Origin of the sequence: Amycolatopsis sp. NPDC051128, assembly GCF_040682715.1 — a bacterium.
Classification (GTDB): Bacteria; Actinomycetota; Actinomycetes; order Mycobacteriales; family Pseudonocardiaceae; genus Amycolatopsis.
The window spans coordinates 1-12922 of the sequence record NZ_JBFBBN010000016.1 but is presented as its reverse complement, the minus strand read 5'-3'; the positions used below and the strand labels follow the sequence as shown (position 1 = coordinate 12922).

Sequence of the window (12922 nt, the reverse complement as noted above, 5' to 3'; positions counted from 1 at the left end):
CCGGGCCCCTGTCAACGACCCTCGGACGCGCGACGCTAGGAGCGCGAGAACGCCGTCCGCATCCACTGGACGGCGAGGCAGATCGTCGCGATCCAGGCGATGATCAGGCCGAACCCGGGTCCGCTGCCCGCGGCACCGCTGGCGTGCGACGACTGCTGCGACCAGATGGCCAGCAGCCCGTCCACCGAAGCGAACCAGCCGCCGGCGGCGCACACCCAGGCCAGCCACCACCGCCGCGTCACCAGCGCCAGCGCCGACGCGAGGATGCCGACGCCGGTCGACGTCGCCGCGAACAGTTGCGGGATGCCGCCGCCTTCGCCGGCCAGGACCTGCCAGCCCACGTGGTCGCCGACCCACGGCAGGATCAGGCAGATCAGCAGCACGAACGTGAACACGGCGATGGTGAACCCGCGGCGGCCCAGCTCCACCGTGCGGGAGGCGCGCTCGCCCACCTCGTCGATCTCGGCGGCCAGCTCGGCCAGCTCACCGTTGCCACTCGGCTCGGTCACAACGCACACCCACTCACCGGCTCCGGCCGGGCGGCCGGGGCACCGAAGCCCGGCAGGCCCAGCGTGACGCCGCTCGTCTTCGGCCGCAGCCCGGCCTCCGCGTTGTCGCCGGCCCGCGTCCGCCGGTGCGTCAGCAGGTCGCCGTCGGCCACCAGGTGGTGCGGCGCGCTGTAGGTGACGACCGTCTCGACGACGTCACCCGGGCGGACCGCCCGGTCGAGCGCCGGGCCGGCCGGCGTGAAGTGCACGAGCCGTCCGTCGCGGGCGCGGCCGCTCATCCGGTGCGTCTCGGCGTCCTTGCGGCCCTCCCCCGAGGCGACGAGCAGTTCCACCCGGCGGCCGACGATCTTCTTGTTCTCTTCCCACGAGATCGCGTTCTGCAGCTCGACCAGGCGTTCGTAGCGCTCCTGCACGATCTCCTTGGGCAGCTGGCCGTCCATCGTCGCGGCCGGCGTGCCCGGGCGCTTCGAGTACTGGAAGGTGAACGCGCTGGAGAAGCGGGCCTGCGCGACGACGTCCAGGGTCGCCTGGAAGTCCGCCTCGGTCTCGCCGGGGAAGCCGACGATGATGTCGGTGGTGATCGCCGCGTCCGGCATCGCCGCGCGGACCTCGTCGAGGATCTTCAGGTAGCGCGCCGAGCGGTAGGACCGCTTCATCTCGCGCAGCACGCGGTCCGACCCGGACTGCAGCGGCATGTGCAGCTGGTGGCAGACGTTCGGCGTCTCGGCCATGGCGTCGATGACGTCGGAGGTGAACGCGGCCGGGTGCGGCGAGGTGAAGCGCACGCGCTCCAGGCCGCTGATCCCGCCGGTCGCCCGCAGCAGCTTGCCGAAGGCCAGCCGGTCGCCGAACTCGACGCCGTAGGAGTTCACGTTCTGGCCGAGCAGGGTCACCTCGAGCACACCCTCGGCCACGAGCGCCTCGACCTCGGCGAGGATCTCGCCGGGCCGCCGGTCGCGTTCCTTGCCACGCAGGGCGGGGACGATGCAGAAGGTGCAGGTGTTGTTGCACCCGACCGAGACGGACACCCAGCTCGCATAGGACGATTCGCGGCGCGCGGGCAGCGTCGAGGGGAAGGTCTCGAGGGATTCGAGGATCTCGACCTCGGCCTCGGCGTTGTGCCGGGCGCGCTCGAGCAGCGTCGGCAGCGACCCGAGGTTGTGCGTCCCGAACACGACGTCCACCCACGGAGCGCGCTTGACGATCTCCCCGCGGTCCTTCTGGGCGAGACAGCCCCCGACGGCGATCTGCAGGTCCGGGTTCGCGACCTTGTCCGGGCGCAGGTGCCCGAGGGTGCCGTAAAGCTTGTTGTCCGCGTTCTCCCGGACCGCGCAGGTGTTGAACACGATCAGGTCGGGCTTGGCGCCGGCGCTCACCGGGACGTACCCGGCCTCCTCGAGCTGCCCGGCGAGCCGCTCCGAGTCGTGCACGTTCATCTGGCAGCCGAAGGTGCGGATCTGGTACGCCCTGGGTGCCTGGTTCTCGGTCATCGGCTACCAGGGTAGACCCGCCCCCACCTGCGTCTCGGTGTCCCCTCCCGGCTCCGCCGTCCTGGACGGCTCCCGCCGGACGCAGCCGGCTCGTCGCGACCGGACCGGCACCACCGTCGAGACCCGGCCGGCCGGCTATCCGAACTCGCGGTCGGCGCCCTTCGCCACGACGGCCACCGGCGCCCGCCTCGCCGGAAGGTGGATCCAGGCGCCTGCTGTGGTCTCCTTCACGGTGACGACCACGGGCACGTAACTCCCGGGGTCGGTGACCGGACTGTGCCGGATGACCTCGTCGTAGAACCAGCTCGAAGCGATTACGGCGACGTCTCCGCCGGAAGCCGACAACGCGTCCCTGACGGCACGGGATTCGAGGAGGCGGAACGCGTGGAGGATCGCCGATCCGGTGAAACCGTGCGTATCGCGAGTGATCTCCCCGGCGTGCAGCGCCACCCGCAGCCGGAACCGTTCCTCGGACCGGTGCGCACCATTGTGCGCGGACAGGTGTTTCGCGAGCACCCGCGGAACTCGTTCGCCAAGGGCGGCCTTCGGACACGTTCCCGGCACCAGGACCAGCACCCCGTCGCCCAGGTCGGTCCGATGGCAGCCACGCCACCGGACGCCCGACGCGGCCAGGGCGTCCTCGACCGCCTGGTACAGCGCGGAGCGGACGACCAGCCGATGCAGGTTGGTCCGTCCGGGGGCGCTGAAGCCCTCCACATCGACCGCCAGGATGGTGTAGTGCAGGGCGTCCGCTTGCGGCCTCAGCCGTCGCAACCACTGCTGGGCGCTCCATGGGGTGGCGGGCCAGCCTGTCTTCGCCATCGATTGTCCTCCTGGTCGGCACAATGATCGTCATCGGTCAGGAGCCCGACCCCGGGGGCAGGAGCATCGGCGTCACATCCAGCGGTCCGGCCAGCATCTTCTGCTCCACCATCAGCCCGGCGACGCGCTGGAGGTCGCCGAGATCCAGGTGCGCGGGGTAGCTGCCGACCCGGACCTCACGCGCCGTTTCGGCGTCGATGCCGAGGTACTGCTGGAAAATCCGTTCGCGGACGTCGCGGTCCTGGACATCGGTGACCCCCCGGGTGAGGGCTCGCTGGAAGGCCTCGACCACCGCGGGCCGAGCGGCGAGGGACCGGGCAGGTACCACCCAACCGGACATGGAGATCTCGAAGTTCAGATCGAGCCCGAGATCGACGAGCTGGACCGCGCCGGCTTCGCCGGCCGTCGTGACGAACGGCTCGGCGACGACGGCACCGTCGATCTCACCACGCTGCATCGCCGGCACCATCGCCCTCATGTCCATCGGGACCCAGGTGACCGTGGACGGATCTCCGCCAACCCGCCGCAACCCCGAGATCGCGAGCAGGTCCGAGATCGATCCCCGGGCGGTGACCGCGATCCGCTTGTGCGCGGACTGTTCCGGCTTCGTGAAGGTGCGGTCCGGCGTACCGACGAGCATCAGGTGCCCCGGCTTCGCGATGTACGCCGGTGCGATGATCTTCAGGTCGGCCGCACGGGTCGCCTGCGCCAGGAACATCCCCGGATAGCTGCTGAACGCGACGTCGAGTACGCCCGTCTCGAGACCCCGGATGGCTTCCGGACCACTCGCCACGGTGACCACCTGGACGTCGAGACCCACCTTCCGGAAGTAGCCCTGGTCGACGGATCGGTAGAACGCCGCGACGTCGACCAGGGGCAGCACCCCCACCCGAACCTTGACCGGCGGCGTGAGCGGCGGCGGCTCCGCCGGTTGCCCAGCCCCGCGATACCAGTAGAACCCGCCCGCGATGGCCGACAGGACCGCCAGCACGACCAGCACGACCGCGGCGGCCGGCAGCCGGTGGAGTGGCGGTGCCGCGGTCAGCGCGCGGACATGCGCGGCGCCGCCGCGACGGCCGGCCGCCTGCCGCGACGCCACCACCTGCAGCGCCACCGGGTCCGCGTCCGGTCCCGCGGCGTCGGCCGCGGAGTCATCACCGGCGCAGGTGCCGGCGATGGCGACGAGGCTCGCACCCGGGTGGCCGGGCCGCCGGCCGGCGGCGTCGTCCGGCCCGATGCCGCCTCGTCCCGGAGGTGCGCAGCTCAGCGCGCGGCGAAGATCCGCCAGGCGCCGGTCGAGCTCGACATCGTCGATCTCGACGGCCCGACGGCCCAACCATCGAAAAACCATTCTCCCCGCTCCCTCTCCCATTGTCCTCGTCCCATCCCTCGTCGTCAGCTGTCGCGCGGCCTGAGGGTGCGCCACAGTCTTTCCCTGCCCTTCTGGTAACGACGTTGCGCGGTCCGGACACCGATACCCAGAATGCGCGCGGCCTCGAAAAGCGAGCACTCGTTCAGGCACACCAGCGTCATGATCTCCTGCAATTCGTCAGGCAGGGCGCGAAGCGCGTCGAAAGCGTCGATGATCTCGGCACTTTGGTCCGCGAAGTCCTCCTCACGGAGAGTTCTGACGGCGATCAGGTCTTCCACCGGGAGCAACACCTCATGCCCGCGAACCCGCGAATGGTCCACGATGAGGTTGCGAGCGATGCGGAGGGCCAGCGGAACCAGGTTCACCGGTTCGCCGTCGGACCCGCCGTCCAGGTACTCCTTGAGCCGCAGGACCGTTTCGGTGACGACGTCTTCCGGATCCATCCGGCGAGTCCGGGCCCTGGCAAATCTCCTGACCTGCGGACCGACACGGGAAAAGAGGTCGGCGAAATCCGCCCCGCATGGGTCGTCGGATACTGGTTCCCAGTAACTGGTCACGCTTACTCGCCTTCGATGAGCCGCTGGCCACGGCGGCAAAGAACGGTCCGGAATTGCCACGGAAGAGGGGCAGGACGCCAAGGACCACGCCTCGTAGGCGATACCTGGTCGTCTGCGCTTGCGCTCATGCCAGAGAAGACGTGGTGATCAAGCCGGCACGACAAACGTCACCTGATTGGACGCATACTTCGTCGAACAAGGCCAGGTGACACAGTGATGCACAAATCAAGCCGCACGTATTTGTCCGGAATTTGTCAACTGGTCGCCGCCTTCGCGAGCGAGGCTGGGCCGCCGAGCCCCGCCACCGCGGCAAAGCGCGTCGTGCCGGTCACCGCGGGGACGCGGTGAAGAAGGCTTCGCCGCGCACGCAGGCCGCCGGATCTGGCACGATCGGGTTCGTGACCGGGCCCCGGCGGACGCGTGGACTCGCGGTGGCGGCCGCCCTGCTGCTGGCGCTCACCGCCTGCACCGCCGGCCTCGGCGACGTCCGGCTGCGGATCGCCGCCGGCAATCCCGGCGGGGTCTACGACAGGCTCGCCCAGACACTCGCCACCGCCTGGCAGGCGGGCCTGGGCATCGAGCGGCCGCAGGTGCTGCAGACCGAGGGCTCGCCCGCCAACGTCGACAAGGTGCTCGCCGGGCAGGCCGACGTCGCCTTCGTCGCCGCCGATGTCGCGGCCGAGCGGTACCAGACCAACCACAGCCTCGCCGCGCTCGCGCGGATCCACGACGACTACCTGCACATCGTGGTCCGCGCCGGCTCCGACATCCATTCGGTGGCGCAGCTGCGCGGCCGCCGGATCGCCATCGGGTCGCCGTCCTCCGGCGTCGAGTTCATCGCCGACCAGCTGCTGCGCGTGGCCGGCCTGAAAGACTCGGTCAGTACAAGCGCGCGCGGCCTCGACAACTCCATCGTCGCGCTGCTGCACGGCGACGTCGACGCGTTCTTCTGGTCCGGTGGCCTGCCGACGCCGTTGATAGCGGACCACAACCGCGAGCACTCGCTGCGGCTGCTCGACATCGCCGAGCTGATGCCGAAGATGCAGGCGATCAGCCAGGTCTACGGCACCGCGACCATCCCGGCGAGCACCTACGACCAGCTCGTGCCGGTGACGACGCTGGTGGTGCCGAACTTCCTGGTGGTGCGCCGGGAGATGAGCGACGACGTCGCCGAGGCGCTGGTCCGCGGCCTGTTCGACGCCCGGCCGCAGCTCGCCTTGGCCAACCCGGCGGCGCTGTCGATCGACGTTCACCCGGGCATCGAGACCCAGCCGATCCCGCTGCACCCGGGCGCGCTCCGCTACTACCGGGCCCAGAAGACCTAGGCCGCCGGGAACGTCATCGTGATCCGCAGGCCGCCGCCGTCGGGCAGGTCGAGCTCCAGCTCGCCGTCGGAGTGCGCGACGAGCTCGCTGACGATCGCCAGGCCCAGCCCCGAGCCGGGCACGTTCTGGTGGGCCGGGCTGCGCCAGAACCGGTCCCGGGCGCGGTCGAGCTCGTCGGGCCGCAGCCCCGGCCCGTGGTCGCGCACGGACAGGCGCACCCGGTCGTCGTCGCGTTCGACGGCGACCCGGATCTCGGTGCCGGCCGCGGTGAACTTCAACGCGTTGTCGAGCAGCGCGTCCAGGATCGTCTCGGCGCCGCGCGGCGGCATGCGCACGCGCGCGCTCTCCCCCGCCGCCTCGACCACCAGGCGGACGTCACGCGCCTCGCCGACCACCGTCCAGTCGGCGACCCGCTCGGCGACGACCTCGTCGAGCACCACCGGGTCCAGCTCGCCGCCGGACGCCTCGGCGCGGGCCATCGAAAGCAGGCCGTCGAGGATCTGGTGCAGCCGTCCCGCGTCGACCCGCGCGGCCTCGAGGTCGGCGGCGGCCGGCTCGTCGTCGACGTGACCTTCGAGGTTGCCGAGCCGGATCTTCAGCGCGGTCAGCGGGTTGCGCAGCTGGTGCGAGGCGTCCGCGACGAACGCACGCTGCGCGGCCAGCGCGCCGGACACGCTGGCGGCCATCCGGTCGAAGGACCGGCCGAGCTGACGCAGTTCCGGCGGCCCGCCGCCCTCCCCCACCGGCTCGGCCTCCCGGCCGCCGATCACCGACGCCACCAGCGCGCCGGTCGCGTCGTCGAGCCGCCGCACCGGCCGCAGGATCCACCGGACCACCGGGATCGCCACGGCCAGCGCGACCGTGAAGGCGAGGATCCCGCCCGCGGCGAGCAGCAGCCACCACCACAGCACGTCGGCGCGCTCGGCGCCGGTGTCGGACACGGTGAGCACCGCGCCGCGCACCTCGCCGTCGGTGAGCACCGGTTCGGCGAGCACCAGCGGCGTCGAATCCCACGGCATCAGCACGCCGGCGGGCTGGGACCGGCGGCCGGCGAGCGCCTCGTGGGCCGGCCCGATGATTCGCTCGGCGCGCAGGTCGATGCGCGCGCCGTTCGGGCCGGGGGAGGTGACGACCGCTTTGCCGTCCTGGTTGAAGACCACCACCTGGACGCCGTACACCTCGGTGTAGCGGAGCAGGTCGGGCTCGAGCAGCGTCGGTTTGTTGTCCAGCAGCGGACGCTGCGCCAGCGACGCGAAGCGGGCGGTGTCGGTCAGCCGGTCGAGGAACAGGTCCTGCTGCGCGCCGGCGGCGATCGAGGTCGCCAGCGGGATGCCCAGGCCGAACACCAGCAACGCGACCAGCGTCAGCACGATGCCCTGCAGCCGGACGCGCACGCTCCTCAGCTCCGGGCGACCTGGCCGCCGAGCCGGTACCCGACCCCGCGGACCGTCTCGATCAGCGCCGGGCGGCCCAGCTTCGTCCGCAGCGTGGCGACGTGGACGTCCAGCGAGCGGCTCTCCGCCGGGCCGCGGTGGCCCCACACCTCGGTGAGCACGTGCTCGCGCGAGCACACCGCGCCGCGCGCGCCCGCCACCAGCGCGAGCACCTGGAACTCCTTGCGGGACAACGCGACCGCGTGCCCGTCGACCAGCACCTCGTGCCGGGACAGGTCGACGCTGACGTCGCCGACGCGGATCACCACCGGCTCGGTGGTGGTGTGCTCCCCGCGGCGGCGGCGCACCGCCTCGACCCGGGCGAGCAGCTCCTCGACGTCGTAGGGCTTGACCAGGTAGTCGTCGGCGCCCGCGCGCAGGCCCTGGATCCGGTCGTCGACCTCGCCGCGCGCCGACACGACGATGATCGCGACGTCACTGACCGCGCGGATCTGGCGGCACAGCGTCACGCCGTCGATGTCCGGCAGCCCGAGGTCGAGCAGGATGACGTCGACCTCGTGCACGCGATCGAGCACCCCGGCGCCGGTGGCCAGCCGGGCGATCGCCAGGCCGCGGCGGGTCAGCGCCGGGATGAGCGCGCCCGCGACCCGGTCGTCGTCCTCCACCAGCAGCACCCGCACCCGTCCGCCTCCCATGGTGACCTGCTTCACCGGCCGGTAGCGACGAACTCTAGGACCTCCGGGCGAGGCCCGCACCGGCCACCCGGACGGTCACTCTCCGTGAGTTGAACTCGACGCCCGCGGCGGCGCGGACGATACTGCCCGAAAGGGACATCGATACTCAGTTGAAACCCTAAGTATTGCTCAAGCGGCCTTGCCAGCCGCTAGACCAACGGTAGGTTCTCGCCCATCGCGTGATGACCCATGCTCTGTTTGCCGGAACGAACGACACTGGAGGCCAGATGACCGCGGAGGTGGCGGCGCCGATGATCAAGGCGTCCGCCGTGAACAAGTACTTCGGCGACCTGCACGTACTCAGGGAGATCACGCTCGAGGTGCCTCGCGGCCAGGTCGTCGTGGTGCTGGGTCCGTCGGGGTCGGGCAAGTCGACCCTGTGCCGGGCCATCAACCGCCTCGAGCCGATCAATTCGGGTGAAATCGCCGTCGACGGCGTCCCGCTGCCGGCCGAGGGCAAGGCGCTGGCCGCGCTCCGGGCCGACGTCGGCATGGTGTTCCAGTCGTTCAACCTGTTCGCGCACAAGACGATCGTCGAGAACGTCATGCTCGCGCCGGTCAAGGTCCGCAAGCTCGGCCAGGCGGAAGCCCGCAAGACCGCGATGGAGCTGCTCGAGCGCGTCGGCATCGCCAACCAGGCCGACAAGTACCCGGCGCAGTTGTCGGGCGGCCAGCAGCAGCGCGTCGCCATCGCGCGGGCGCTGGCGATGCGGCCCAAGGTCATGCTGTTCGACGAGCCGACCTCGGCGCTGGACCCGGAGATGGTCCAGGAGGTCCTGGACGTGATGACGGGCCTCGCCAAGGACGGCATGACGATGCTGGTCGTCACCCACGAGATGGGCTTCGCCCGCCGGGCAGCCAATCGGGTGATCTTCATGGCCGACGGCGAGATCGTCGAGGACACCACGCCCGAAGAGTTCTTCACCGCGCCCAAGAGCGAGCGCGCCAAGGACTTCCTGGGCAAGATCTTGACCCACTGACAACGTTCCGCGGCGCCGTTCGCGTCGCGGGTGACGACACACAGGAGAGATTCACATGAGGATCCGCACCCTCGCGGTGGGACTGCTCGTCGGTGGTCTGACACTGACCACGCTCACCGCCTGCGGCAAGGAAGGCACGCCGACCACGCCGGGCACGGGCGGCCAGAACGGCACGAACGCGGCGGCACTGCCGACCTACCCGGTCGCGACCGGGGTCGACCTGCAGGGCTCCCCGGTGTTCGCCAAGATGAAGGCGGCGCAGGCGCTGACCGTCGGCGCGAAGGACGACCAGCCCGGCCTCGGCCAGAAGGACCCGACGACCGGCAAGTTCGGCGGCTTCGACGTCGAGATCGCCAAGCTCGTCTCGGCCGGCCTCGGCTTCGACCCGGAGAAGATCACCTTCCGCACCGTCGACTCCGGCGCCCGCGAGCAGACGATCGCGAACGGCGACGTGAACTACTACGTCGGCACCTACTCGATCACCGACAAGCGCAAGGCGCTGGTGTCCTTCGCCGGGCCGTACTTCGTCGCCGGCCAGGACCTCCTGGTGCGCAAGGACGACACGTCGATCACCGGCAAGGAGACCCTCAAGGGCAAGAAGGTCTGCTCGGTCACCGGCTCGACCCCGATCCAGAAGGTCCGCTCGGAGAACCTGACCGAGCCGGGCAACATCGTCGAGTTCCAGAAGTACTCACAGTGCGTCGAGAAGCTGCTGTCGAAGGACGTCGACGCGGTCACGACCGACGACGCGATCCTGAAGGGCTTCGCGTCCCAGGACCCGGACAACCTGAAGGTCGTCGGCAAGACGTTCTCGACCGAGAAGTACGGCATCGGCCTGAACAAGGACGACAAGGTCCTGCGCGACAAGATCAACGAGATCCTGCAGAAGGCGCTGGACGACGGCACCTGGAAGAAGATCTACGACGCCACCCTCGGCAAGTCGGGATCGGACGCCAAGGCGCCGACCCTCGAGAAGTACTGACACACTGCGCCAACCGTCACCAAGCCGGCCACAGTCACGGCCGAATGGCTTCGCGGCAACGCTTTTGGCCGGCTTGGTGACACCGGGGCCGGTGGATCGGGTTTCCCGGTTCACCGGCCTTCCCACATCCATCCTCTGGCTCCCCAACAAACCCACATAAACACGGACGCGGGAAGGCTCCATGGACGTCCTGCTCAACAACCTGGACCTGTTCGGTCCCTTCTTCCTCACCACGATCGAACTGTTCCTGCTCTCGGCCGTCGGCAGCCTGATCTGGGGCACGATCCTGGCCATGCTGCGGGTGAGCCCGGTCCCCGTCTTCCGCGCCGTCGGCACGGCGTACGTGACGATCGCCCGGAACACCCCGCTCACCCTGGTTTTCGCGTTCTTCGTGTTCGCGTACCCGCTGCTCGACATCGTCAAGCTGGACTACTTCCCGGCCGCCGTGACCGCGCTGACCGTGTACACCTCGGCGTTCATCTGCGAGGTCGTGCGCTCGGGCATCAACACCGTGCCGGTGGGCCAGGCCGAGGCGGGGCGGGCGCTGGGGCTGACGTTCGCCCAGATCATCGGCCAGGTCGTGCTGCCGCAGGCGCTGCGGTCGGTCGTGCCGCCGCTGATCAGCACGTTGATCGCGCTGCTGAAGAACACCACGATCGCCGCCGGTTTCTCCGTCGCCGAGGCCGGCGCGATCCGCTCGTACCTGTCCGAACGCGGTGAGAACCAGCTGGTCGGCCTCCTGTGGGTCGCCCTCGGCTTCATCATCCTGGTCGCCGTGCTGTCGTTCGCCCAACGCAGCCTGGAGAAGCGCTGGAGCGTGGCCCGATGAGTAACGTTCTGTTCGACGTCCCCGGCCCGAAGGCCCGGCTGCGGTACCGGACGTATGCGGTCGTCGGCACCCTCGTGGTCCTCGCGTTCGTCGGCTACATCGGATGGCGCTTCTACGACAGCGGCCAGTTCACCGCGCGCAAGTGGGAATGGCTGCAGTACACGCAGGTCCAGGAGGACCTGGCCAACGCGGTGCTCCAGACCCTCCAGGCCTTCGCCGCGGCGGCCGTGCTGGCCCTGATCTTCGGCGCGATCTTCGCGGCCGGCCGGCTGTCCGACCACGCGTGGATCCGCCGGATCGCCGGGTTCGTCGTGGAGTTCTTCCGCGCCATCCCCGCGCTGATCCTGATGTTCCTGTTCTACTTCGGCCTGCCGACCGCCGGCGTGCCGACGTCGCCGTTCCTCGGCGTGGTGCTCGGCCTGACGCTGTACAACGGCTCGGTGCTCGCGGAGGTCTTCCGCGCGGGCATCCAGTCGCTGCCGAAGGGCCAGAGCGAAGCCGCGTATGCCCTCGGCATGCGCAAGACGCAGGTGATGTTCCTGGTCCTGCTGCCGCAGGCGGTCCGGGCGATGCTGCCGACGATCATCAGCCAGCTCGTCGTGCTGCTCAAGGACACCGCGCTCGGCTTCATCATCACGTTCCAGGAGCTGCTGTACTACGCCCGCTACATCGGCTCGCAGGGCACGTTCGGGCGGCCGATCGTGCCGTCGACGATCGTGGCGACCGCCATCTACGTCGTGATGTGCCTGCTGCTGGCGGCGCTGGCGACGTACCTGGAACGTCGCAACCGGCGCAACAAGAAGGTCGTGACGGGGCCGCCCGCCGCGGCCGAGGACGTCGTGGCCGCCTCCGCCTGATCACCGCCTTCGAGGCCCCCGGGACTTCGCTCCCGGGGGCTTCGTCGTGCCCGGTCGTGCTCTTGTCGTGATCGCGCGTGTTCCGTAGCGTCGGACCCATGGGTGTCGCACTGGTGACCGGCAGCTCACGGGGCCTCGGGCGGGTGATCGCCCGGCGGCTGGCCCGCGACGGGTTCGCCGTCGCCGTCAACGGCCGCCACGACGACGACGATCTCAAGACCGCGACGGAGGGCATCCTCGCGGAAGGCGGCCGGGCGGGCGCCTTCGCCGCGGACGTCACCGACCGGCGTCAGGTCGGCGACCTCGTCGACGCCGTCACCACGCTGCTCGGCCCGATCGGGGTGCTGGTGCTCAACGCCACCGGCCCGCGACCCGACGCGCCGGTGTCCCAAGTGGACTGGCCGGAGCACCTGGCCCAGCTGGACTACTTCGTGCGATCCCCGGTGCTGCTCGGGCACGCGGTGCTGCCCGGGATGCGGGCCCGCGGGTACGGCCGGATCGTGCACGTCGACTCGGAGGTCGCGGACCGCCCGCCACCCGGACGCTCCGCCTACGCGACGGCCAAGAGCGCGCAGATCGGCCTGGCCCGCGCCTGGGCGCGCGAACTCGCGCCGGACGGCATCACGGTCAACACGGTCGCGCCCGGGTTCGTCCCGGTGGAGCGGCACGCGGACGTCCCCGAAGCCGAGCGCGAGGCCTACCTGGCGGGGGTGCCGGTGGGCCGGCTGGGCACCCCCGAGGACGTCGCGGCGGCGGTGAGCTTCTTCGCGTCGGAGGATGCGGGCTTCGTCACCGGTCAGCGGCTGCTGGTCGACGGCGGCCGCGCGCTCGGCTGATCCGCGCTCGGGCAGCCTCGCCCAGGCTTTCGACGGCCCGGCTCAAGCGCCCCAATGTGGCGTTGGTTGCTCCTCCCATGCCCCCACCACCGCCCTCAACGGAGGCGCTCCGCGCCGCAGGACTGATTCCACGCACCCAATGAGGTTTTCTCAGTAGGGCTGTGGGGTGTGTTGGTGCTGAAGTGAGGCGTGGGGTCCCTGGTAGGACTGGATTTGCGAAGATCAAGTCCGAGAT

General features: G+C 70.4%; 13 protein-coding genes. 6 read left to right on the top strand and 7 right to left on the bottom strand.

Annotation, left to right across the window (positions count from 1 at the left end; genetic code table 11):
• Nucleotides 1–35: 35 nt before the first annotated feature.
• The 5 genes from AB0M82_RS18560 to AB0M82_RS18540 form a co-directional block, all read right to left on the bottom strand.
• Nucleotides 36–509: a hypothetical protein gene (locus AB0M82_RS18560; protein WP_364723000.1), complete on the bottom strand. Its 474-nt coding sequence runs from the start codon at nucleotides 507–509 to the stop codon at nucleotides 36–38.
• Nucleotides 506–1999 carry a tRNA (N6-isopentenyl adenosine(37)-C2)-methylthiotransferase MiaB gene (gene miaB / locus AB0M82_RS18555; protein WP_364722999.1) on the bottom strand — a complete coding sequence of 498 codons (1494 nt, stop codon included), beginning with the start codon at nucleotides 1997–1999 and terminating at the stop codon, nucleotides 506–508. The genes AB0M82_RS18560 and miaB overlap by 4 nt, the downstream gene beginning before the upstream one ends.
• 135 nt (nucleotides 2000–2134) lie before the next feature.
• Nucleotides 2135–2821: a hypothetical protein gene (locus tag AB0M82_RS18550; protein ID WP_364722997.1), complete on the bottom strand. Its 687-nt coding sequence runs from the start codon at nucleotides 2819–2821 to the stop codon at nucleotides 2135–2137.
• 37 nt (nucleotides 2822–2858) lie between these two features.
• Nucleotides 2859–4172, bottom strand: a complete 1314-nt coding sequence (locus AB0M82_RS18545; RefSeq protein WP_364722995.1) for an ABC transporter substrate-binding protein — start codon at nucleotides 4170–4172, stop codon at nucleotides 2859–2861.
• A gap of 44 nt (nucleotides 4173–4216) precedes the next feature.
• Nucleotides 4217–4750 carry a sigma-70 family RNA polymerase sigma factor gene (locus AB0M82_RS18540; protein WP_364722993.1) on the bottom strand — a complete coding sequence of 178 codons (534 nt, stop codon included), beginning with the start codon at nucleotides 4748–4750 and terminating at the stop codon, nucleotides 4217–4219.
• A gap of 398 nt (nucleotides 4751–5148) precedes the next feature.
• On the opposite strand from AB0M82_RS18540, the gene AB0M82_RS18535 reads away from it, so the two are divergent.
• A complete protein-coding gene (locus AB0M82_RS18535) occupies nucleotides 5149–6075 on the top strand; it encodes a TAXI family TRAP transporter solute-binding subunit (RefSeq protein ID WP_364722991.1) in 927 nt (308 codons plus the stop codon).
• On the opposite strand, the gene AB0M82_RS18530 is transcribed toward AB0M82_RS18535, so the two are convergent.
• Both AB0M82_RS18530 and AB0M82_RS18525 read right to left on the bottom strand, forming a co-directional pair.
• The gene (locus AB0M82_RS18530; protein WP_364722990.1) at nucleotides 6072–7469 is read right to left on the bottom strand and encodes a HAMP domain-containing sensor histidine kinase; all 1398 of its coding nucleotides are present in this window, start codon (nucleotides 7467–7469) and stop codon (nucleotides 6072–6074) included. The genes AB0M82_RS18535 and AB0M82_RS18530 overlap by 4 nt on opposite strands.
• A 5-nt stretch (nucleotides 7470–7474) precedes the next feature.
• Nucleotides 7475–8149 (bottom strand): response regulator transcription factor, encoded by a 675-nt coding sequence (locus tag AB0M82_RS18525; RefSeq protein ID WP_364723264.1) that lies wholly within the window; start codon nucleotides 8147–8149, stop codon nucleotides 7475–7477.
• Nucleotides 8150–8454: 305 nt separating this feature from the next.
• On the opposite strand from AB0M82_RS18525, the gene AB0M82_RS18520 reads away from it, so the two are divergent.
• The 5 genes from AB0M82_RS18520 (at nucleotide 8455) to AB0M82_RS18500 (ending at nucleotide 12687) form a co-directional block, all read left to right on the top strand.
• Nucleotides 8455–9183: an amino acid ABC transporter ATP-binding protein gene (locus tag AB0M82_RS18520; RefSeq protein WP_364723262.1), complete on the top strand. Its 729-nt coding sequence runs from the start codon at nucleotides 8455–8457 to the stop codon at nucleotides 9181–9183.
• 55 nt (nucleotides 9184–9238) lie between these two features.
• A complete protein-coding gene (locus AB0M82_RS18515) occupies nucleotides 9239–10165 on the top strand; it encodes a glutamate ABC transporter substrate-binding protein (RefSeq protein ID WP_364722988.1) in 927 nt (308 codons plus the stop codon).
• A 181-nt stretch (nucleotides 10166–10346) separates the two neighbouring features.
• Nucleotides 10347–10994: an amino acid ABC transporter permease gene (locus AB0M82_RS18510; RefSeq protein WP_364722986.1), complete on the top strand. Its 648-nt coding sequence runs from the start codon at nucleotides 10347–10349 to the stop codon at nucleotides 10992–10994.
• On the top strand, nucleotides 10991–11851 hold the full coding sequence (locus AB0M82_RS18505; RefSeq protein ID WP_364722984.1) for an amino acid ABC transporter permease: 861 nt from the start codon (nucleotides 10991–10993) through the stop codon (nucleotides 11849–11851). Before AB0M82_RS18510 ends, AB0M82_RS18505 begins: the two co-directional genes overlap by 4 nt.
• A 98-nt stretch (nucleotides 11852–11949) precedes the next feature.
• Nucleotides 11950–12687, top strand: coding sequence for an SDR family oxidoreductase (locus AB0M82_RS18500; RefSeq protein WP_364722982.1), 738 nt, complete (start codon nucleotides 11950–11952; stop codon nucleotides 12685–12687).
• The last annotated feature ends 235 nt before the right edge of the window (nucleotides 12688–12922 follow it).